The 19,698-nt window shown below is 69.3% G+C and carries 21 protein-coding genes; 12 read left to right on the top strand and 9 right to left on the bottom strand.

Annotated elements, in window-relative coordinates:
- Nucleotides 1-56 precede the first annotated feature (56 nt).
- On the top strand, nt 57-680 hold the full coding sequence (locus tag QO010_RS14205) for a LuxR C-terminal-related transcriptional regulator (protein WP_307350156.1): 624 nt from the start codon (nt 57-59) through the stop codon (nt 678-680).
- Nucleotides 681-886: 206 nt separating this feature from the next.
- Here QO010_RS14205 and QO010_RS14200 read toward each other — a convergent pair whose 3' ends face one another.
- From QO010_RS14200 to QO010_RS14190, 3 genes are all read right to left on the bottom strand, one after another.
- Nucleotides 887-1,870 carry an alpha/beta fold hydrolase gene (locus QO010_RS14200; RefSeq protein ID WP_307350154.1) on the bottom strand — a complete coding sequence of 328 codons (984 nt, stop codon included), beginning with the start codon at nt 1,868-1,870 and terminating at the stop codon, nt 887-889.
- A gap of 157 nt (nt 1,871-2,027) precedes the next feature.
- Entirely contained in the window at nt 2,028-3,827 is a 1,800-nt protein-coding gene (locus QO010_RS14195; RefSeq protein WP_307350151.1) for a M3 family oligoendopeptidase, read from the bottom strand.
- A 37-nt stretch (nt 3,828-3,864) separates the two neighbouring features.
- The gene (locus tag QO010_RS14190; RefSeq protein ID WP_307350149.1) at nt 3,865-4,821 is read right to left on the bottom strand and encodes an alpha/beta hydrolase; all 957 of its coding nucleotides are present in this window, start codon (nt 4,819-4,821) and stop codon (nt 3,865-3,867) included.
- Between the two features lie 138 nt (nt 4,822-4,959).
- On the opposite strand from QO010_RS14190, the gene QO010_RS14185 reads away from it, so the two are divergent.
- Entirely contained in the window at nt 4,960-6,801 is a 1,842-nt protein-coding gene (locus QO010_RS14185; RefSeq protein WP_307350147.1) for an ATP-binding protein, read from the top strand.
- Nucleotides 6,802-6,905: 104 nt separating this feature from the next.
- A complete protein-coding gene (locus QO010_RS14180; RefSeq protein WP_307350146.1) occupies nt 6,906-8,375 on the top strand; it encodes a sigma-54-dependent transcriptional regulator in 1,470 nt (489 codons plus the stop codon).
- Between the two features lie 285 nt (nt 8,376-8,660).
- Here the strand turns inward: QO010_RS14180 and QO010_RS14175 are convergent, their stop codons facing one another.
- The 4 genes from QO010_RS14175 to ykgO all read right to left on the bottom strand — a co-directional run bounded on the left by QO010_RS14175 (nt 8,661) and on the right by ykgO (nt 10,034).
- Nucleotides 8,661-8,966: a hypothetical protein gene (locus QO010_RS14175; protein WP_307350144.1), complete on the bottom strand. Its 306-nt coding sequence runs from the start codon at nt 8,964-8,966 to the stop codon at nt 8,661-8,663.
- Nucleotides 8,963-9,229 (bottom strand): nucleoid-associated protein GapR, encoded by a 267-nt coding sequence (gapR, locus tag QO010_RS14170; RefSeq protein WP_307350142.1) that lies wholly within the window; start codon nt 9,227-9,229, stop codon nt 8,963-8,965. The genes QO010_RS14175 and gapR overlap by 4 nt, the downstream gene beginning before the upstream one ends.
- 66 nt (nt 9,230-9,295) lie before the next feature.
- Nucleotides 9,296-9,862 carry an HAD-IA family hydrolase gene (locus QO010_RS14165; protein ID WP_307350395.1) on the bottom strand — a complete coding sequence of 189 codons (567 nt, stop codon included), beginning with the start codon at nt 9,860-9,862 and terminating at the stop codon, nt 9,296-9,298.
- A 46-nt stretch (nt 9,863-9,908) separates the two neighbouring features.
- Nucleotides 9,909-10,034: a type B 50S ribosomal protein L36 gene (gene ykgO / locus QO010_RS14160; RefSeq protein WP_166572887.1), complete on the bottom strand. Its 126-nt coding sequence runs from the start codon at nt 10,032-10,034 to the stop codon at nt 9,909-9,911.
- A gap of 198 nt (nt 10,035-10,232) precedes the next feature.
- On the opposite strand from ykgO, the gene QO010_RS14155 reads away from it, so the two are divergent.
- Entirely contained in the window at nt 10,233-10,988 is a 756-nt protein-coding gene (locus QO010_RS14155; RefSeq protein WP_307350138.1) for a Crp/Fnr family transcriptional regulator, read from the top strand.
- A gap of 103 nt (nt 10,989-11,091) precedes the next feature.
- On the top strand, nt 11,092-11,277 hold the full coding sequence (locus QO010_RS14150) for a hypothetical protein (protein WP_307350137.1): 186 nt from the start codon (nt 11,092-11,094) through the stop codon (nt 11,275-11,277).
- Nucleotides 11,278-11,304: 27 nt separating this feature from the next.
- Here the strand turns inward: QO010_RS14150 and QO010_RS14145 are convergent, their stop codons facing one another.
- The gene (locus QO010_RS14145; RefSeq protein WP_307350136.1) at nt 11,305-11,682 is read right to left on the bottom strand and encodes a hypothetical protein; all 378 of its coding nucleotides are present in this window, start codon (nt 11,680-11,682) and stop codon (nt 11,305-11,307) included.
- A gap of 161 nt (nt 11,683-11,843) precedes the next feature.
- Here QO010_RS14145 and QO010_RS14140 point away from each other — a divergent pair, with 161 nt between their 5' ends.
- Nucleotides 11,844-13,154, top strand: coding sequence for a lytic murein transglycosylase (locus QO010_RS14140; RefSeq protein WP_307350134.1), 1,311 nt, complete (start codon nt 11,844-11,846; stop codon nt 13,152-13,154).
- Nucleotides 13,155-13,408: 254 nt separating this feature from the next.
- Here the strand turns inward: QO010_RS14140 and QO010_RS14135 are convergent, their stop codons facing one another.
- Nucleotides 13,409-14,749 carry an MFS transporter gene (locus QO010_RS14135; protein ID WP_307350132.1) on the bottom strand — a complete coding sequence of 447 codons (1,341 nt, stop codon included), beginning with the start codon at nt 14,747-14,749 and terminating at the stop codon, nt 13,409-13,411.
- Nucleotides 14,750-14,843: 94 nt separating this feature from the next.
- On the opposite strand from QO010_RS14135, the gene motA reads away from it, so the two are divergent.
- The 6 genes from motA to QO010_RS14105 all read left to right on the top strand — a co-directional run bounded on the left by motA (nt 14,844) and on the right by QO010_RS14105 (nt 19,425).
- The gene (motA, locus tag QO010_RS14130) at nt 14,844-15,713 is read left to right on the top strand and encodes a flagellar motor stator protein MotA (RefSeq protein WP_307350130.1); all 870 of its coding nucleotides are present in this window, start codon (nt 14,844-14,846) and stop codon (nt 15,711-15,713) included.
- 153 nt (nt 15,714-15,866) lie between these two features.
- The gene (locus QO010_RS14125; protein WP_307350128.1) at nt 15,867-16,121 is read left to right on the top strand and encodes a hypothetical protein; all 255 of its coding nucleotides are present in this window, start codon (nt 15,867-15,869) and stop codon (nt 16,119-16,121) included.
- 121 nt (nt 16,122-16,242) lie between these two features.
- Nucleotides 16,243-16,542: a hypothetical protein gene (locus QO010_RS14120; protein WP_307350127.1), complete on the top strand. Its 300-nt coding sequence runs from the start codon at nt 16,243-16,245 to the stop codon at nt 16,540-16,542.
- Nucleotides 16,543-16,610: 68 nt separating this feature from the next.
- Nucleotides 16,611-18,401, top strand: a complete 1,791-nt coding sequence (gene mnmC / locus QO010_RS14115; protein ID WP_307350392.1) for a bifunctional tRNA (5-methylaminomethyl-2-thiouridine)(34)-methyltransferase MnmC2/FAD-dependent 5-carboxymethylaminomethyl-2-thiouridine(34) oxidoreductase MnmC1 — start codon at nt 16,611-16,613, stop codon at nt 18,399-18,401.
- 42 nt (nt 18,402-18,443) lie between these two features.
- Nucleotides 18,444-18,842 carry a DUF6491 family protein gene (locus tag QO010_RS14110; RefSeq protein ID WP_307350125.1) on the top strand — a complete coding sequence of 133 codons (399 nt, stop codon included), beginning with the start codon at nt 18,444-18,446 and terminating at the stop codon, nt 18,840-18,842.
- A 163-nt stretch (nt 18,843-19,005) separates the two neighbouring features.
- Nucleotides 19,006-19,425: a hypothetical protein gene (locus tag QO010_RS14105; RefSeq protein WP_307350123.1), complete on the top strand. Its 420-nt coding sequence runs from the start codon at nt 19,006-19,008 to the stop codon at nt 19,423-19,425.
- Nucleotides 19,426-19,698: the final 273 nt, after the last annotated feature.

Below are 19,698 nucleotides of genomic sequence, written 5' to 3'. Positions count from 1 at the left end.
ATCTCAAGCGCGGCGGGGGAGGGAAAATCGCCCGTCTAGGGACTAGGGTTCCTCGCATGACCCGCTCAAGGCCGCGCGGACGGCCCGCCCATCTCGATATCCTGACCCCGGCCGAATGGCGGGTGGTCGAGGCCGTGCGCCACGGGATGAGCAATCCGATGATCGCCCGCCGCCAGGGCGTCAGCCTCGACGCGGTCAAGTTCCATGTCGCCAACGCGCTGCAGAAACTCGGCTTTTCCAGCCGGGCCGAACTGCGCCTCTGGGACGGCGTGCGCCGCGACAGCCCGCTAGCAGGAAAGACGCAGACCATGAACCAGCCCCTGGGCCCGATCGGTCAGATCGCCCGCAGCGTCGCCGACATCGCCGCCGCCCGGCAGTGGTACGGCGAGGTGCTGGGCCTGCCCCACCTCTATACCTTCGGCAACTTGGCCTTCTACGACTGCGGCGGGGTGCGGCTGATGCTGTCGCAGGGCGATGGCGGACCGGCCGAGTCGGTCCTGTATTTCCGGGTCGAGGACGTGCGGGCGGCCCATGCCCAGCTTACCGGCCGGGGCGTGGTCTTCACCAACGCCCCGCACATCATCCACACCCATGCCGACGGGACCGAGGAGTGGATGGCCTTCTTCAACGACAACGAAGGCCGGACGTTGGCGATCATGGCGCAGGTGAAGGGGGGGTAAAACTCCGCCCACGTAGGGGGCGGACGGCCGCCCGACACGCGCTGCGAGCGCGTGCGAGGCCCGGCCAGGTGGGGGTCTTCGCGCAGGGGCTGGGATCGTCCGGCTTCGGCAGGACGGATTGCAAAACGCCCGAGAGCTTCAGGTAAAGACCGAACCCTTGCCCGAAGACCCCCTCCTGACCGCGCTCTGGCGCGGTCGTCCTCCCCCTACGGGTGAGGAGTAATCGGCCACGTCTCCAGCAGCGCCCGCAGCGCCGCCACCAGGGCCAACGGCTGGTCGATCATCACGTGGTGGTCCGAGTCGGGGATGGGGATCATCGGCGTGCCGGGCGGGGCCATGCGGCGCATGTAGTCCTCGACCTCGGACGGGATCAGGTTGGAGCGGCCGCCCCAGAGGGCCGCCACCGGCACCCGGGCCGCGCCGAAGGCGGCGTGGGAATCGCCCATGCTCTCGCGGTCGAACCGCTCCCACATGGCCGGGTCGAACTTCCAGGTCCAGCCGCCCTCCACCTCGTGCAGGGAATGCCGGGCGATGAAGTCGGCGATGTAGAGGTTCTCGCAGCCCTGCGGCGGGGCCAGGCGGAAGCGGGCCAGGGCCTCGGCATGGGTGGCGTAGACCTTGTTGGGCCGGCTGCGGGTCGGCGGGCCGCGCCATTCGCTCTCGGGCGGGCGGATGGGGCTGTCGACATAGACCGCCGCGCGCAGGCGGTCGGGATGCTGGGCCGCCATCACCCGGGTGGCGAAACCGCCGAAGCTGTGGGCGATGACGATGGGTTTGTGGCCCTCGACATAGAGGCCGGCCGCTTCAGCCGCCCCCAACGCCTCGGCGGCGAACAGCTCACCGGTATAGTGCGGCCGCCAGCCCGAGGCGCCCATCCCCGACCAGGACATGGCCGCCACCCGATAGTCATCGGCGAAGAAGGGGGCGATGAAGCTCCACCAGTCGGCATGGGCGGCATTGCCGTGCAGGAACAAGAGGCCGGGCTTGCCGACCTCGCCCCAGGTCAGCAGTTCGATCGGGCAGCCCTCGACCTCGATCATCGACCGCTCGGGCCGGTTGGCCAGGGCCTTGTCGAACCAGTGCGGGGCGGGTGGCCTGTCGCCGTTGAACCGGGCCAGCGGCGCGCCGATCTCGGGCGGCAGGCCGGCGGGGTCGGCGAAACGATGGGGCTTGCGGTCGGAGTCTGCCATGGGTGGGACAGCGACTAACAGGCGTTTGAATTTGTGGCTAGGGGCTAGGGGCTAGGGGCTAGGGGCTAGGGGCTAGGGGTTAGGGGTTAGGGGCTAGGGGCTAGGGGCTAGGGAGTGCGCCCGTTCTTCTAATCCCTAGCCCCTAACCTCCAGTCCCTCACACCAGCGCGTCGAACTCGTCCACCAGCCGCTCCAGCTGATCCACCCCCGCCGCCCAGAAGCTCTTCTCGCGCGGGTCCAGGCCGAAGGGGGCCAGGGCTTCGACATAGGTTCGGGTTCCGCCGGCGCTCAGCAGGTCCTCGTAGAGGGGCGTGAACCCGGCCGGGTCGGCGCGGCGCTTTTCCATCAGGGCGCGGACCAGAAGGTCGCCGAAGGCGTAGGCGTAGACATAGAAGGGCGAGTGCACGAAGTGGCTGACATAGCCCCAATAGTGCTCGTAGCCGGGGTTCATGCGGATGGCCGGGCCCAGGCTCTCGCCCATCGCCTGCAGCCAGAGGCCGCCGATCTCGTCGGGCCCCAGCTCGCCCTCGACGCGGGCGGCGTGGAAGCGGGTCTCGAACTGGTGGAAGGCGATCTGGCGGACCACGGTGTTGAGGCCATCCTCGATCTTGCCGGCGAGCAGGCCGCGCCGTTCGGCCTTTGACGCCTCGGCCAGCAGGCGCTCGAACACCAGGCCCTCGCCGAAGATCGAGGCGGTTTCGGCGAGGGTCAGGGGCGTGTCGGCCAGCAGGGTGCCCAGGGGCTGGCACATCGTCTGGTGGACGGCGTGGCCCAGCTCATGGGCCAGGGTCAGCACGTCGCGCCGCTCGCCCATATAGTTGAGGAAGACATAGGGGTGGCGGTCGGCGGTGACCGGGTGGCTGTAGGCCCCCGACTGCTTGCCGGCCCGGGGCGCGGCGTCGATCCAGGGGCGGGTGAAGAAGCCGCGGGCGGTGTCGGCGAATCTGGGGGCCAGGGCCTCGAAGCTGTCGAGCACGATGGCGCGGGCCTCGTCCCAGCCGTACTGGCGGGGCTGGACGGTTTCGAGCGGGGCGTTGCGATCCCAGTGGTCCAGGGTCTTGCGGCCCATGACCCTGGCCTTCAGGGCATAGTAGCGGTGGCTGGTGGCGGCGTAGCGCTCGACCACGGCCTCGACCATGGCGTCGACCGCCTCGCCGTCGACCTCGTTGGAGAGGTGGCGGGCATGGGCGGGGCTGGCGTATTTCCGCCAGCGGTCCTCGACCTGTTTTTCGAAGGCCAGGGTGTTGTAGCAGAGGGCGAGCGTCGGGGTGCGCTCCTCCAGGGCCTTGGAAAGCCCGCTGGCGGCGTCGCGGCGGCGCCCAGCGTCCGGATCGCTCATCCGGTTGAGGGTCTCGGGCAGGGTCAGCCGTTCGCGGCCGACGCGGGCCTCCAGCCGGGCCAGGGTCTCGTCATAGAGCCGGGTCCAGTTGGCCACCGCCGGCGAGCGGTCGACCAGCAGGTGCTCCAGGTCGTGGGAAAGCTCATGCGGCCGCGACAGCCGCACCCGCCGCATCCACGGCCGCCAGCGGGCGGCGGGCGGATGGGCTTTGTAGGCCGCCTCGATCTCGGCGTCCTCCAGCTCATTGAGCTCCAGGGTGAAGAACAGGCTCTCGGCCCCGATGGCGGCCGAGCGGGCCCGCAGATCACCCTCGAACTTGGCCCAGGCGCTGTCGTCCTTGGCCGTGGAGCTGGCCAGGGACGCATAGGCGCCGACGCTCCAGAGATGGTTCACCGCCTTCTCGTAGAGATCGACGCCCTTATCCAGCAGTTCGCCCAGCGCCTTGGCGTCGGCGCGGGATTCGACGAAGCGGCCCTTGAGCGCGACCAGTTCGTCATTGACCCTTTTGGCGGCGGCCAGGTCCAGCTCGATGCGCGGGTCTTCGCGGCTGGCGTAGAGGTCGTCCAACCGCCATTGCGGCAGGGCTTCGGAAGCGGGCGGCTTTACAGGGGCGTTCATGGCCCCGGCTTTACGCCCGCCCGCCCGGCTGCGGAAGTCAGATGAAGGCTTTGCGCTTCATCCAGCCCAGCGCCAGGTCCGGCCAGGCCGCCACCGGCTTGCCGGTCGTGAAGCGCAGCCCGAACCCGTGGCCGCCCTCCTCGAACAGGTGCGCCTCGACCGGTATCCTGGCGGCGCGCAGGGCCTCCATCAGGCGTAGGGCGTTGGCCGGTGGGACGCTGGCGTCGTCCAGGGCGTGCAGCAGGAAGACCGGCGGGGCGTCGGGGCGGACCTGGTCCTCGAGCGACCAGGCGGTCTGCGCCGCCGCCGTCGGAGCCTCGCCCAGTAGTTCCTTGCGCGAGCCGGCGTGGGCGATGGCGGGGTCCATGCTGGCCACGGGATAGCAGAGCAGCGCCAGGTCCGGCCGGGCCGAGACCGCGTCGACGGCGTCGATCGGCCGATAGGCCGGCCGGTCGAACATCAGCGTCCCGCAGCCGGCGACATGACCGCCGGCCGAAAAGCCCATGATCGCCACCCTGGCGGGGTCGAGGCCGCGCCCGGGCGCCAGATGACGCACCAGGCGCATGGCGCGCTGGACATCCTGCAGCGGGGTCGCCGGGCCGGCCGCCCAGCCGTCGGCGGGCAGGCGGTAGGTCATGACATAGACGGTGATCCCGGCCAGGGCGAAGCGGGCGGCGGTCTCGTAGCCCTCCTTGTCCATCACCACCCATTTGTAGCCGCCGCCGGGGGCCATCAGCAGACTGGTCCCGTTGGGCCTGGCCGGCCTGAAGACGGTCAGGGTCGGGCGGCGGACATGCTGGACATAGCGGTCGCGCAGGGCGGCCGGGTCCTTGGCCCGCTCGACCACCTGTTCCTGGACCGTCACGGCCTCGCCGCCGGGCGGATCGCCGGGCCAGATCGGCAGGATCTCCGGAACGTCGGCGGCGAGGGCAGGCAGGGCGGCCGAGCCGGCCAGCAGGGCGGCGGTCTGGCCAAACAGGCGGCGCGTCAGCATGAAGCCTCCCAATTCCTGACACCGGTATCATTAGACCAAGCCGCTGGAAAAACCATCCTTTTACCGGGTGGTCAGGCGTCTTTAACCGGTCGGATTGTAACGTTCGACCGGAGCCGTTTGAGGGGATTTGGAAGCGCGATGCCGGCCTACGAGGGCAATGTGATGGGCGCCGCGGTCGTCGACGACAACGACGGCGCCCTGCCGACCCTGAACATGCCCCAGATCCTGCTGGCCGGCCTGCAGGCGCCCCTGCCGCTGCTGTTCGCGATAACCCTGCCGTTCGGCCTGGTGCTGGCCCTGCTGGGTCACCCGCTGATCGGCCTGGCCTCCTGCCTGGGCAACATGGCCGGCGACTGGTTCGTCCAGGGCTGCTACCGCCGCTGGAGCCGCACCGCCGCGATCGAGGACGACACCTTCAACCTGCGCCGGATCTACTGGATCGTCGCGGCGCGGGCGGCCGCCGCCTGCTGGGCCCCCGTCGCCGCCGCGCTGCTGGGCGGATCGCCGGCGGATCTGGTCTTCCTGGGGCTTATGGCCTGCCTGCTGCTCTGCGTCTCGGTAGCCCAGGGCAGCCTCTCGCCCCGGCTGTTTCTGATGTCGGCCGCGCCAGTCCTGGCGGGCCTGGCCGTGGTCATCGCCGTGCGTTTCCCGCCGCTCATCGCGACGGCCCTGCTGCTCGCCACCCTGATGCTGGGCGGCATGCTGCTGATGATGTCGGGCGGCGTGCTCCGCATCCTGGGCGAATGGACCGCCGTGCGCGACCGCAACAACCGCCTGATCGAGCGGCTGCGGGCCGAGCGGGCCGAGGCCGAGGAGGCCCGCGAGGCGGCCCGCCGGGCCGGCCAGGCCAAGGCCAACTTCCTGGCCACCATGAGCCACGAGATCCGCACCCCGATGAACGGGGTGCTGGGCATGGCCCAGCTGCTCAAGCGCTCGAACATGGATGGCGAGCAGCGGGCCCAGGTCGAGACCCTGATCCACAGCGGCGAATTCCTGATGTCGATCCTCAACGACATCCTCGACATCTCCAAGATCGACGCCGGCAAGATGGAGGTCGAGGCCCTGCCCCAGGACCTGACCGCCTTCGCCGACGAACTGATCGGCCTGTGGCGCCCGACCGCCCAGCAGAAGGGCCTGACCCTGGACCTGAATCTCAGCCCCGACCTGCCGGCGCGGGTGCTGATGGATGGCCGCCGGGTGCGGCAGGTGCTGTTCAACCTGATCGGCAACGCCGTGAAGTTCACACCCGAGGGCGGCGTCGCCCTCTCGATCAGCGCCGAGCACGAGCATCTGCGCTTCACGGTGCGCGACAGCGGCATCGGCATCGACCCGGCCGTGCTGCCCCACCTCTTCGAACGCTTCTCGCAGGCCGACGAGTCCGTCGCCCGCCAGTTCGGCGGGGCGGGCCTGGGCCTGGCCATCTCGCGCCAGCTGACCGAGGTGATGGGCGGACGCCTTTGGGCCGAGAGCGAGCTGGGCCAGGGCGCCGCCTTCCACATCCTGCTGCCGCTGCGCATCGCCGAGCCCGAGAGTGAAGGCTGCGCCCAGGCCGCCGAGCTGGACGCCGGCCCCACCGAGGCCCTCTCGATCCTGGCCGTCGACGACAACGCCGTGAACCTGATGGTGCTGGAGCAGGTGCTGGGCGCGCTCGGCCACCAGGTGACCCGCGCCGTCAGCGGTCCAGAGGCCCTGGCGCTTGCCGCCGAACGGGCCTTCGACCTGGTGCTGATGGATATCCAGATGCCCGGCATGAGCGGCATCGAGGCCATCGCCCGCCTGCGCGGCCAGCCCGGCCCCAACCGGGCTACCCCCGCGGTGGCGGTCAGCGCCGACGTGCTGTCGCATGACAAGGACGGCTACCTGGCCCTGGGTTTCTCCGGCCAGGTCAGCAAGCCGATCCAGGTGCAGGCTCTGGTGGCCGAGATCGCCGCCGTCATGGCGCCGTGCGCAGCGCAAACGGCTTTCGCCGTTAACGCCTGACTCAGGTCTCCGAAACCCGACCTTTACCTCGCTCCTGTATCAATCTGGATCAACGGAGCCGCACCCCATGATGGATGTGGCCGGTGATGGTGGGTGGCCTAACAATGACCAAGACGGTCCTGGTCGTCGATGACGATCCGACACAACGACGACTGATCCAGGCGGTGCTGGAGCGCGACGGATTCGCCGTCGCCCAGGCCGAAAGCGGCGACGCGGCGATCCAGCGGCTGACCACCGGCGGGGCCGCCGACGTCATCCTGCTGGACCTGCAGATGCCGGGCCTGTCGGGTCAGGATACGCTCAAGGAGCTGCGCTCGCGGGGCTTCGCCCAGCCGGTGATCGTGCTGACCGCCTCGGGCGGGGTCGACACCGTGGTCAAGGCCATGCAGGCCGGGGCCCAGGACTTCATGGTCAAGCCGGCCAGCCCCGAGCGGATCACCGTCTCGCTGCGCAACGCCCTTTCCATGGGCGACATGCGGACCGAGGTCGACCGGCTGAAGAAGCATGCCGGCGGCCGCACCACCTTCGAGGACCTGATCGGTAACTCCCCCGTCATGACCATGGTCAAGCGCATGGGCGAGCGGGCGGCCAGGTCCTCCATCCCCATCCTGATCACCGGCGAAAGCGGCGTGGGCAAGGAAGTCATCGCCCGGGCGGTGCATGGCAGCAGCGAGCGGGCCGGCAAGCCCTTCGTGGCGGTCAACTGCGGCGCCATCCCAGCCAACCTGGTCGAGAGCATCCTGTTCGGCCACGAGAAGGGCAGCTTCACCGGCGCCTCCGACAAGCACCTGGGCAAGTTCCAGGAGGCCAACGGCGGCACCCTGTTCCTCGACGAGGTCGGCGAACTGCCGCTCGACGTGCAGGTCAAGCTGCTGCGGGCCCTGCAGGAGAGCGAGATCGACCCGGTCGGCTCCAAGCGCTCGGTCAAGGTCGATGTCCGCATCGTCAGCGCCACCAACCGCGACCTGTCGGTGGCGGTGAAGGAAGGGGTGTTCCGCGAGGACCTGTTCTACCGCCTCAACGTCTTCCCCATCGAGGCCCCCGCCCTGCGCGAGCGGCGCGAGGACATCCCGCTGCTGGTCGAGGCCTTCGTGCGCCGCTTCAACATCGAAGAGGGCAAGCGGGTGGCCGGCGCCGCGCCTGAGACCCTGGCCTTCCTGACCGCCTTCGACTGGCCCGGCAACGTCCGCCAGCTGGAGAACGCCGTCTATCGCGCCATCGTCCTGGCCGACGCCCCCTACCTGCAGCCGCACGACTTCCCGGCCATCAGCGGGGTCATGGCCCCGCCGCCGGAAGCGGTCGGCGCGCCTGAACCGTTCAAGATGCCGCCCTTGCTGCCGTCGGCCGAGCAGCTGATCGCCGAGATGCCCAAGGACGCCCCGGTGCAGATTCTCGACGCGCGCGGCCACCTGCGCAAACTCGAGGACATCGAGCGCGACCTGATCCAACTGGCCATCGAAATCTATGCCGGCCACATGAGCGAGGTCGCCCGGCGGCTCGGGATTGGGCGCTCGACCCTCTACCGCAAGGTCCGCGAGTCGGGGCTGGAAGAGTTCGTGAAGGAGGCCGGCTGATGCGCCGCTTCCAGACCGTGAGGCCCCAGGACCGCGATCATCGGCTGAAGTCGCTGATGGCGCGGATGAAACTGGCGACGTTGCGGATGACCGCGAGACCCGCCTAGAGCCTACCATCAATACCGCTCATCCCCGCGAAAGCGGGGACCCAGGCTTTTTTGCTGTTGAGAGCGATTCCAGAAGGTCTGGGTAGCTGAAGGTCAGCTACGAAAAAACCTGGGTTCCCGCTTTCGCGGGAATGAGCGGATTTGGGGGAGACCAAGTCCTGTATAGCCAATTCTATCTCTAAGTTTTCTTCGCTCGCTTGAACCCCTTCCGCCCAAACTGCCGTTTCTCGCCCTTGGCCTTGGCGCTGATCTCTTTCAACTTCACCGTCTGAAGCACCGAGAACGCCTCCCCGGCGCCGCCCTTCTCAGGGTCGCCGAAGGCGCGGCCATAGGTCTTGATGCGCTCCTCGACCGAGGTCAGGAACTCGCCCTCCCAGTCGGAGAGTTCGATCCCCGCCTTGTCGGCGGTGCGGCGGGCGCGTTTGAGGGCGTTCAGCGCCGACCGCTTGGCCTGCGCCTTGAAGTCTGGAGGCTTTCGCTTCACAGACCCCCGACGGCGGACAGGTAGAGGTCGATCAGGGCCTCTTCCTCCTGGCGCTTGGCCTTGTCCTGCTTGCGCAGGCGGACGACCTTGCGAAGGATCTTGACGTCGTAGCCGTTGCCCTTGGCCTCGGCATAGACCTCCTTGAGGTCGGCCATGACCGCGGCCTTGTCCTCTTCGAGGCGCTCGATGCGCTCGACGACGCTCTTCAGCTGGGCCTGGGCCGTGGCGTTCAGGACATCTACGTTGGAGGCGTCGTCGGCCATGGGGAATACACTCGCATGAGTCGGGAAAGGCGAAAGGTCGCGGAAACTAGCGACCCGGCCGGCGACTCACAACAGCCCGTGAGCCTCAAGGGCCGGCCGTAACGCCGCGGGGTCTTCAAACCTGTGGACATGAAAGCCCAGCTCGGCCGCCGCGTTGATGTTGGCGAGGCTGTCGTCGACGAACAGCAGCTGCTCGGGACGAAGACCGGCCCGCTCGCAGGCCAAGTGGTAGATGGCCGCGTCCGGCTTGATCAGCCCCTCGTCGCCCGAGACCACCACCGCCTTCAGGTGACGACAGGCCGGGACCATCGGCGGGATCATCGGCCAGACCGGGCCGGCCATGTTGGTCAGGGCGAACTGCGGCACGCCGCGCTCGGCCAGGGCGTGCATGGCGCTTTCCGTTTCCGCGATGGCGCCGGAGAACATCTCGTCCCAGCGCTCCCACCAGGCGCGGATTTCGGCCTCATGCTGGGGATGGCGGGCGATCAGCGCCGCGGTGTTGTCTTCCGCCGGCACGCCCCGGTCGGTCTCGGCGTGCCAGGCGAGGGTGCAGACAGACGAAAGGAACCGGTCGCGAGCGGCCGGTTCCGGGAAGATCTTGGAATAGAGCGTCCGGGGGTCCCAACGGACCATGACGTTGCCGACATCCCAGAGGACGCCGACGGGCGACGTCACTCGCTTAGCCCTGCTTGGCCTTGAAGCGCGGGTCGGTCTTGTTGATCACGTACAGCACGCCCTTGCGACGGACGAGCTTGCAGTCGCGGTGGCGCGACTTGAGCGACTTCAGCGAGCTTCTGACTTTCATCACCGTCTACCGTCAGGCGGGCTTGCTCGGGCGCGAAAGAAAAGGCGCCGGAAAGACCCGGTTGTTCCAGAGCGCGGCGGTATAGGGGCCGGCCCCCGCAAAGTCAATTGGAGTCGGGCGCTGGTCCCACTCAGGTTTCATGGGTCGATACCCTCCCCGGCGCGTTGATAGGGCGGCCGCCACAGGCCCGGAGGCGCCATGTCCAATCCCTGGACGATGAAGATGGAGATGTTCACCGCCTTTTCGGCGCAGGAGCGGCTGCGGCTGGATGAGCTGACAACCCGGCAGGTGACCTATGCGCCGCGCGACGACATCATCGCCGACGGCGCCCATTCGCCCGACTGCCATGTGGTGCTGTCGGGCATGGCCTGCCGCTACAAAATCCTGCGCGACGGCAGCCGCCAGATCATGGCCTTCCTGATCCCGGGCGACCTGTGCGACGCCGAGATCTTCGTGCTCAAGGTCATGGATCACGGGGTGGCGGCGATGACCCCCACCGTCGCGGCGCTGGTTTCCGGCCAGGCCATGAAGGACATGCTGCGCGAGAACAGCCGGCTGGGCGAGGCGCTGTGGTGGGGCACCATGACCGACCTGGGGGTGCTGCGCGAACGGATCATCGACCACGGCCGGCGCAAGGCCAAGGAGCGGATCGCCCACATGCTCTACGAGATGCTGGTCCGCTATCGCATGGTGGGGCTGGCGGCGGACGACACCTATGACTTCCCGATCACCCAGGTCGATCTGGCCGATGCGACGGGGCTGACGCCCGTCCACGCCAACCGCACCCTGCAGAAACTGCGGGCCGAGGGGCTGATCGCCTCCAACGGCAAGACCATCAGGGTCCTCGATCCGGCGGGCCTGAAGAAGGTCGCCCAGTTCAACGGCGAATATCTGCACCTGGACCGCGTCCACGAGCTGACGGAGGTCGGCGCTCGTGCTTCCAGCCTGGTCTAGGCTTCCCGTCCGTCACGGGCGGACTGATCCAGGTTAGGTCGAATTGCCACAGCTCATAACCTGTGTGAGGGCGGGGCCGGCAGGGTTGGCGCAGGCTGCCTTCATGATGACCGCCAGCGCCTGCTACGAAAAAGCGGAGATGTGCGAAGCCTCGGCCGCCGCCAGCCCGGACGAGGCCATGCGCGCCTCCTGGCTGAGAATGGCGGCCTCCTGGCGCGGCCTGGGTGGAGATTCGGAAGGCCGGCCGATCATCGCCTGGCTGCTGCAGCGTCCGCACCAGGTCGATTGACCGGCCGACGGACCACCGGCTCGTGATCTACCGGCCGCCGGGCATGAACACCCAGCTGCCGTGGTCGTGGGCCCTGTTGTAGATCACCCCGCCAATGCTGGCCGCGGACGCCTCGCCCAGATAGACGGCGTAGTGGTCGTTGGTGTCCCACTCGATCAGCGAGCCGCGCTGCACCCATCTGCCGTTGGTGTAGGTGTTGCCGTCATAGCTGTACTCGGCCACGCAATCGGCGCGCAGCTTGAGCTTGAGGGTGTGGGTCTCGCCATCGTCCCAGCGGACATAGCCGGTCCAGGTGGTGCCGGAGAGATTGAACTCGGCCGAGGGATCGGCGCAGCCGGCGGCCAGGGCGGGCGCGGCGACGCTGGCCAGCAGGACGGCGGCGGCGAGAACGGGAAGCGCTTTCATCGAAAAACCCCCAAGGATTGGATGATATCCCAGCTTCCCCCCCGAACCCTGTTCCGCAAAGGTCAAAAAAGGGGGCCTCCCGGCACGAAAATCGCAGGGGCCGGCGGAATGTCGCGGAATTGATTGAGTAGGGGACAGACCCCTCAGCTAGCTTGGACGCCATGGATCGACGCCTGTTTATCGCCCTGACCCTGGCCGGCTGCGCCGATCCGGCTCTGGACAAGACCCTGCCGCTGCAGGTGATCGGGACGGCCACGGGCTCGCCCGATGCGCCGCCCGCGCCGCCGCCCGTGCAGCCGCTCGACATAGCTCCCTCGGGCGATCCGAATTTCGACGCCTGGCGTTCGGGCTTCACGGTCCGGGCGCTCAAGGCCGGCATCCCCGACGGGGTGATCGTCCGCGAGCTCTCGGGCCTGACCCCCGATCCGTCGGTCTCGTCCCACGATGTCAGCCAGCCGGAGTTCTCCAAGCCGATCGGCGACTATGTGAAGGGCGTGGTCACCGACGGGCGGATCGCCCAGGGCCAGGGCTTCCGCGACCAGCTGCCCTATCTGGGCCGGCTCGAGCAGCAGCACGGCGTGCCGCGCACGGTCATCCTGTCGATCTGGGCGGTGGAATCGGGGTTCGGCAAGATCCAGGGCGACTATGACGCCGTCCGCTCCTTCGCGACGCTTGCGTATGGCGGGCGCCGCCGCGACTGGGCCGAGGGCGAGCTGATCGCCTGCCTGAAGATCATCGCCTCCGGCGAAGCGAGCCGCGCCCAGCTTAAAGGCAGCTGGGCCGGGGCCATGGGCCAGACCCAGTTCCTGCCATCGGTCTATCTCTCCACGGCCCTGGACGGCGATGGCGACGGCAAGCGCGACATCTGGGGCTCGACCCCCGACGCCATCGCCTCGACCTTCAGCTATATGAGCCGGGCTGGCTGGGTTCGCGGCCAGTCCTGGGCGCGGGAAGTCACCCTGGTTCCGGGTTTCGACTACGGCCTGTCGGAAGGTCCCAAGGAGACGCCGGACTGGTGGGCGAGCCAGGGCGCCACCCGGGCCGACGGCCTGCCCTGGTCCGTCGCCGACGCCGGGGCCAAGGCCGGGCTGATCCTGCCGTCAGGGGCGGCCGGGCCGGCCTTCCTGGTCTTCCCCAACCATTTCGCCATCCGCAAATACAACAACTCCACCGCCTACGCCCTGGCGGTGGGCCTGCTGGCCGACCGGTTCGGCGGCGAGGGGCCACTGGTCAGGCCCTGGCCCTACGAAGTCCCGCTGAGCCTGGCCGACCGCACCCTGGCCCAGAACTCCCTGGCGGCGCTGGGCTACGATCCGGGCGGCGTCGACGGCCAGATCGGCCCCAAGACCCGCGTGGCGGTCCGCGCCTGGCAGAAGGCGCGAGGCCTGATCGCCGACGGTTATCTGACCAAGGAGATCGTCGGGCGGCTGGCGTTGGAGGCCAGCGGGTTGGCGGCGCCGCCGGTTCAGTAGGTCAGAATTATCGCAAAGAAGGTGTGCGGCTCTGCTCTCTCCTCACCCGTAGGGGGAGGTGTCGCGGAGCGACGGAGGGGGGAGCGACACCGGCACTTCCTGTCAGGCAAGCCCCCAACTTCTGCCCCGCCAAGTCCGGAAACGAAGTGCGGCGTGACAGGCCCCCCTCCGGCCCTCCGGGCCACCTCCCCCTATGGGTGAGGAGAGAGCAGAGCCACGGTTTTTCCTGTGCGCCACCCACGTAGGGGGCGGAGCTAGCCGACCCCACCCTCGTCCACCCGCTCCAACGCCGCCGTGGTGGCTTCCTCGTCGGCGTTGCCCGCCTCGCCCGCCTTGCGCAGGATGGTGTTGGTCATGGCGTAGGCGAACATGCCCACCAGCATGGCGGCGTTGAGCAGGAAGGGCGCCGGGTGCAGCGCCTCGTAGAGCATGACGAACAGGGGGGCGAGAATGACGTTCAGGCCATTGACCATGGCGATGGCCCCGGCCGCCTGGGCCTGTTCGCTCATCTGGACGGTCAGCGAGGCGCCGGCCGTGAAGCCGGGCCGGGCGAAGCCGTAGCCGAGGCTCGAGAGGGCGTAGGCGATCACCACCGTCCAGTAGTTGGGGGCGAAGGCGGTCATCAGATTGCCCAGGGCCGCCAGGGCCACGCCCCAGATCATCAGGGTCCTGGGGCTCATCTGGAACATGCGGATCAGGCCCCACTGGGCCAGCAGCCCGGCCACCGCTCCGGCCATCATGGCCACGGCGGTGAAGCCCTGGGCCTGGACGGGGGTGACGTGCAGCTTGTCGATGATCATGAAGCCCAGGGTCTGGCCCTGGGCGGTCTGGCAGGTGGCGACCAGGAAGCCATAGATCAGGAAGGGGACCAGCCGCGGATCCTTCCACAGCGAGGCGGACGAGCGGCCGGCCTGGGAGAACGGGCGGCCGTCGCGCTTGGGTCCTTCGCTCTCGGGCAGGAAACGGTAGACCACGAACAGCATGGCCCCGGCGATCAGGGCGAAGGCGAACATTGGCCCGGCCAGGGTGACGGCCGGAAAAAGCATGACCCCGCCCACGACGAGGGCGGGCAGCACGAAGAGCGGCGCGATGGCCGGCCCCACGATGGTGCCCAGGCCAAAGGCGCCGGCCAGGCCCGCCATCTGCTGGGTGCGTTCGGCCCGGCTGGTGCGCTCGGCCACATAGGCCTGGGTGGCCGGGTTGGAGGCCGAGCCGATCAGCCCGAAGGTCGCCCGGGCGAACAGGAACATGAAGAAGATCACCAGCGGGGTCGCCCAATGGCGCAGACCGGCGCTGACCACCAGGCCGCACAGGGTCATCGAGAGCATGAAGCCCGCCAAGCCCAGCATGATCAGCGGCTTGCGGCCGCGCAGATCCGACTGCCGCGCCCAGATCGGGCTCATGATCGCCCAGAGCAGGGCCGACAGCGAAAAGATCGCCGCCACCAGATAGTCGCGGATGCCGATCTGGCGGCCGATGGCGGGCAGCACCGACTGCATGCCGGTGTTGCCGATGGCCACGATCACCGAAACCGAGAACAGAATCGCGAAGGATCTGGGCGGCAGGCGGGGTTCGGAAGAATCAGCAGCTGTCATCGGCGTTTCTGGGCGTCCTGCTCACCGGCCATTAAGCATTAACCCCGATTCTGGCCGGCGATCTCTTCCTTCGCCTGACCGGACGCCGCAACCCATGTTCCAGATCATCGGCCTCGTGATGCTGTTCGGCTTGGTGTTCGGCAGCTACATCATTTCGGGCGGCAACCTCAACGTCATCATGCATGCCCTGCCGCATGAGATGATGGCCATCGGCGGCGCCGGCGCCGCCGCCTTCCTGATTTCCAACTCGGTCAGCACCATCAAGGGGGTGGGCGGCGGCTTCGGCAAGGCGTTCGCCGGGCCCAAATGGAAGACCGGCGACTATCGCGACCTGCTCTCGCTGCTGTTCCTGCTGACCAAGACCATGAAGTCCAAGGGCGTCATCGCCCTGGAAAGCCATATCGAGAAGCCGCAGGAGAGCACGATCTTCTCGCGCTATCCCCGCATCCTCAAGGACCACTTCGCGGTCGATTTCATCTGCGACACCCTGCGGATGATGACCATGAACCTGGAAGACCCCCACCAGGTCGAGGACGCCATGGAAAAGCAGCTGGAGAAGCACCATCACGAGGGCCTGGCCCCGGGGATGGCGCTGCAGTCGCTGGCCGACGCCCTGCCGGCCCTGGGCATCGTCGCCGCCGTGCTGGGGGTGATCAAGACCATGGGGGCCATCACCGAGCCGCCGGAAATCCTGGGCGAAATGATCGGCGGGGCGCTGGTCGGCACCTTCCTGGGGGTGTTCCTGGCCTACGGCATCGTCGGCCCGCTGTCGGCCCGGCTGATGGACGTGGTCAACACCGAGGGCAGCTTCTACCGAATCATCCAGTCGGTGCTGGTCGCCCACCTGCACGGCAACGCCGCCCAGATCTCGGTCGAGATCGGTCGCGGCAGCGTGCCCTCGACCTCGCAACCCAGCTTCCTGGAACTGGAAGAGGCCCTCGCCAACATTCCGGCCGAGGGATAATTTCCCTTGGACGGGGGCCTGGCGCCCGTCGGGCGGGTAAAAAAGTGATCACGCAGGCGTGAGGTTATGGCTTGCACCGCGCGCCAAGCAGGGCATAGTCCCTCCTGCGTTCCTCAAAGGGCGCTAAAACAACTCCTCAAAGGGGACCAGGAAATGCTTCGCAAAGTTCTGATCGCCGGCGCCGCTGTCGCCGCTCTGTCCGTCGCCGCTTGCGGCAAGCCCGCCGAAAAGACCCCCGACGCCGCCGCTGCTGACGCCGCTCCGGCCGCCGCCGCCGACGCCGCTCCGGCCGCCGCCGCCGACGCCGCTCCGGCCGCCGCTGCTGACGCCGCTCCGGCCGCTGCCGCCGACGCTGCTCCGGCCGCCGCCGCCGCCGCTGCTCCGGCCGCTGAGCCCGAAAAGAAGTAAGCTTTTCGCGGCAACGCTTTACGGAAGGGCCGTCCGCGAGGGCGGCCCTTTTCGTTTACAGCGGCTCGCCCGATAATAGGCCTTCGTAACCCACCCCTTAGCAGCCCCAGGAATTCCGGCCATGACCCTCCGCCAGCTCGCCCTCGCCGCCGCCACCCTGTCGGCCCTGGGCCTCACCGCCTGTAACAAGCCGGCCGCCGACGCGCCCGCCGCCACCCCGGCCGACGCGCCCGCCGCCTCGACCGAGGCCGCCGACAAGGCCGCCGCCACGGCCGCCGCCGACGCCTCCACCGCCACCGCCCCGCCCGCCGCTGGCGCGACCACGCCCGAAGCGGCCCCCAGCACGGTCGATGAGGCCGCCGCCGCCGGCGACACCTCCCCGGCCGCCCCGCCCCCGACCATGCCGGCCGAGAAGAAGTAGGCGCCTCAGCCGAGATCGACGCGAAGGGCCGCTCGCAAGGGCGGCCCTTTTGCTATGGAGGCAGAGTGATTCATGACCCCTCCTCCCCTGTCGAATGGACCGAAGACGGCCTGCCCCGGTCGCGGCTCTATGACGACGTCTATTTCTCCAGCCAGGACGGCCTGGCCGAATCACGGGCCGTCTTCCTGGCCGGCTGCGGGCTGCCCGACGCCTGGGCGGGGCGGCGGCGTTTCACCGTCGGCGAGTTGGGCTTCGGCTCGGGCCTGAACATCGCCGCCCTGCTGACCCTGTGGAAACAGACCAGCGCCCCGGACGCGCGCCTGGCCCTGTTCAGCGTCGAAGCCCATCCGATGTCGGCGGCCGACGCCCGCCGCGCCCTTGGCCGCTGGCCCGAGATCGCCGAGGCGGCGCAGGCGCTGACCGACGCCTGGCCCAGCGGCGCCCGGGGCTTCCACCGCCTGGAACTGCCCGCCTTCCGCGCCAGCCTGGACCTGGCCATCCTGGAGGTCGGCGCGGCGCTGGAAGCCTGGGACGGCGCGGCCGACGCCTGGCTGCTCGACGGCTTCGCCCCCGCCGCCAACCCGGACATGTGGCGCCAGGAGGTGCTGGACCGGGTCGCCGCCCGCTCGGCCCCGGGCGCCCGGGCCGCCACCTTCACCGTGGCCGGCGCCGTGCGGCGCGGCCTGACCCAGGCCGGATTCGCGGTCGACAAGCAGCCGGGCTTTGGCCGCAAGCGCGAACGGCTGGAGGCCCGCCTGCCGGGAGAGGCTGTGATCGTGGACGCGCCCGCCAGCGTGGCGGTCATCGGGGCCGGGATCGCCGGCTGCTGCCTGGCGGCCGCGCTGACCCGGCGGGGCGTGCGGGTCCTGCTGGTCGATGAGGCCGGGATCGGCGCGGGCGCCTCGGGCAACCCCGCCGCCCTGGTGACGCCGAGGCTGGATGCGGGGCTGGGACCGGTCGCCGCCCTGTTCGCCCAGGCCTTTCGCCACGCCGTGGACCTGTACGACGCCATCCCCGACGCTGTCCTCGCCCGGGGGGCCCTGCAGCTTGCCGTGGGCGAGCGCGATCCCGGCCGCTTCGCGAAGATCGCCGCCAGCGATCTCTTCGCGCCGGACGAGTTGGCCCTGCTGGACGCGGCGGCCGCCAGCGCGCGGCTGGGCGAACCGGCCGGTCCGGCCCTGGCGATGGCCCAGGCCAGGGTGGTCGAGCCGGCGGTCCTGCTGCCGGCCCTGGCCGGAGCGGCCGAACCGGTGCAGGCGCGGGTCGAGCGGCTGGAGCGGACGGCGGCGGGCTGGCGGCTGCTGGACGCGGCCGGCGGCGAGATCGCCCTGGCGGACGCGGTGATTCTGGCGGCCGGGACGGACAGCGCCCGCCTGGCGCCCGATCTCAGCCTGCGGCCGGTGCGCGGGCAGGCGAGCTGGGCCGAAGGCGCCCACGAGACCCCCGCCGTCGCCTTCGGCGGCTACGCCATCCCGACCCGCGCCGGCCTGCTGTTCGGCGCCACCCATGACCGCGACCGCGAGGACCGTGACCCCGCGAATGAGGACGACAGCCGCAACCTGGCCACCCTGGCCAAGGGACTGCCGGCCCTGGCGGCGAGCCTGGCCGGCCGGCCGCTGTCGTCGCGGGCCTCCATCCGGGCCACGACGACGGACCACCTGCCCCTGGCCGGCGCGGTTGGAGACGACGGCCTCTTTGTCCTCAGCGGCCTGGGCTCGCGCGGCTTTTGCCTGGCCCCCCTGCTGGCCGAGCATTTGGCGGCGCGATTGGCGGGCGCCCCCTCGCCCCTGCCCCGCGACCTGGCCCGGCTGGTCGAGCCGGAGCGGTTTGCTGCGGGCGCCTCAATCCAGGCAACTTGAGCCGCTATATCCACGTTGGGACGGAGCTAAACGGAGGCTGTCATGACCAAGACCCTGTTCATTACCCTGGCGGTCACCGCCCTGGCCGGGACTGCCGGACTGGGCGCCGCCGGCGCTTCGCCGGCCGCCGCGAAACCGACCCGTTCCTGCTTCTTCGTAGACCAGGTCAACAGCTGGCGACAGGCTGGCGACGAGTCCGTGCTGGTCAAGGTCGGCGCCAATCAGATCTATCGGCTGGACCTGTTCGGCCCCTGTCACGACCTCGACACCAACTTCACCATCGGGCTCGAAGCCCGGGGCGGCGGCTCCAGCATCTGCGACGGGCTGGACGCGACCATCATCGCCCATTCGCCGATCGGCCCGATGCGCTGCCCGGTGACCAAGGTGACCCGGCTGACGCCGGAAGAGATCGCCGCCCTGCCCAAGCGGGATATTCCCTAACCCCCCTTAATCATGGGGCGCGACATTAGGTCCGCTGACCCTGGCCCGCGCGCTGGAGTAGCTTATTGGAGAACGTCGTTCTTTCGGCGTTCGGGGGGACGAGGCGAAGTTGGACGGAGAGACGAACCTAGCGCCGCTGGTCTTCCGGCCTGAGAGCTTTTTCTTGGGTCGCACCGAAGGCTGGGCCGAAGCCCGGCCGCTGATGGGCGGCGCGGCGCGGCGCGCCCGCGTGGTCACCGAAGGCCACCTCGAAGCCACCTACAGCGCCCTGCATGTCACCGAGACCTTCGAATGGGAGACCGGCGCCGCCGATATCTGGCGCTGGGTGATGATCCGCGGCATGGACGGCCGCTATGTCGCCTCCGAAGCCCGGGCCGGGGCCGGCATCGTCGGCCGCCACGAGGGCGGCGACTACCTGCTCGACTTCCGCCGGCCGCTGACCGCCAAGGGGCGGCTGCTGCGCGGCGGCTACGCCACCCGCTTTTCGATGCTCAGCCCCCGCACGGCGCTGAAAAGGGTGCGCCTGAGCCTGCTGGGCGTGCCCCTGGCGGTGATGGTCGGCGAGCATCACCGCCAGGATTAGAGCCGTTCCATCTGCGATGGGCCAGGAACCCTGATCCTTACCCTTTATTGGGCTGGCGGCTCCGCACATAATCCCATCCCCGGTTTCCCTGGCGAAGGCCAGGGTCCAAGCGGAGGGTCCTGAAAAGGCGCGGACCGGGTGGCCAGCCCTGCTTGGATCCTGGCCTTCGCCAGGAATCCCGGGAAGGGGCTAGAGCGCCTCGATTCAGAATCTCTGGGAAACGCTCCAGCCGCCGTTGCCGCGCCGCCGGACCGGTGCGAGAATGCAACTGGT

The organism is Caulobacter ginsengisoli (genome assembly GCF_030814835.1).
GTDB classification, from domain to species: Bacteria; Pseudomonadota; Alphaproteobacteria; order Caulobacterales; family Caulobacteraceae; genus Caulobacter; species Caulobacter ginsengisoli.
This window is presented reverse-complemented; position numbering and strand designations above follow the sequence as displayed.

Excerpts from the sequence above, each read along its gene's own strand:
- QO010_RS14110 (WP_307350125.1), top strand. The coding sequence starts at position 18,444 with ATGACCAAGACCCTGTTCATTACCCTGGCGGTCACCGCCCTGGCCGGG.
- gapR (WP_307350142.1), bottom strand. The coding sequence starts at position 9,229 with ATGGCCGACGACGCCTCCAACGTAGATGTCCTGAACGCCACGGCCCAG.
- QO010_RS14205 (WP_307350156.1), top strand. The coding sequence starts at position 57 with ATGACCCGCTCAAGGCCGCGCGGACGGCCCGCCCATCTCGATATCCTG.
- QO010_RS14200 (WP_307350154.1), bottom strand. The coding sequence starts at position 1,870 with ATGGCAGACTCCGACCGCAAGCCCCATCGTTTCGCCGACCCCGCCGGC.
- QO010_RS14185 (WP_307350147.1), top strand. The coding sequence starts at position 4,960 with ATGCCGGCCTACGAGGGCAATGTGATGGGCGCCGCGGTCGTCGACGAC.
- QO010_RS14140 (WP_307350134.1), top strand. The coding sequence starts at position 11,844 with ATGGATCGACGCCTGTTTATCGCCCTGACCCTGGCCGGCTGCGCCGAT.
- QO010_RS14145 (WP_307350136.1), bottom strand. The coding sequence starts at position 11,682 with ATGAAAGCGCTTCCCGTTCTCGCCGCCGCCGTCCTGCTGGCCAGCGTC.
- QO010_RS14120 (WP_307350127.1), top strand. The coding sequence starts at position 16,243 with ATGACCCTCCGCCAGCTCGCCCTCGCCGCCGCCACCCTGTCGGCCCTG.
- QO010_RS14180 (WP_307350146.1), top strand. The coding sequence starts at position 6,906 with ATGACCAAGACGGTCCTGGTCGTCGATGACGATCCGACACAACGACGA.
- QO010_RS14165 (WP_307350395.1), bottom strand. The coding sequence starts at position 9,862 with ATGGTCCGTTGGGACCCCCGGACGCTCTATTCCAAGATCTTCCCGGAA.
- ykgO (WP_166572887.1), bottom strand. The coding sequence starts at position 10,034 with ATGAAAGTCAGAAGCTCGCTGAAGTCGCTCAAGTCGCGCCACCGCGAC.
- QO010_RS14190 (WP_307350149.1), bottom strand. The coding sequence starts at position 4,821 with ATGCTGACGCGCCGCCTGTTTGGCCAGACCGCCGCCCTGCTGGCCGGC.
- motA (WP_307350130.1), top strand. The coding sequence starts at position 14,844 with ATGTTCCAGATCATCGGCCTCGTGATGCTGTTCGGCTTGGTGTTCGGC.
- QO010_RS14155 (WP_307350138.1), top strand. The coding sequence starts at position 10,233 with ATGTCCAATCCCTGGACGATGAAGATGGAGATGTTCACCGCCTTTTCG.
- QO010_RS14195 (WP_307350151.1), bottom strand. The coding sequence starts at position 3,827 with ATGAACGCCCCTGTAAAGCCGCCCGCTTCCGAAGCCCTGCCGCAATGG.
- QO010_RS14125 (WP_307350128.1), top strand. The coding sequence starts at position 15,867 with ATGCTTCGCAAAGTTCTGATCGCCGGCGCCGCTGTCGCCGCTCTGTCC.
- QO010_RS14150 (WP_307350137.1), top strand. The coding sequence starts at position 11,092 with ATGATGACCGCCAGCGCCTGCTACGAAAAAGCGGAGATGTGCGAAGCC.
- QO010_RS14135 (WP_307350132.1), bottom strand. The coding sequence starts at position 14,749 with ATGACAGCTGCTGATTCTTCCGAACCCCGCCTGCCGCCCAGATCCTTC.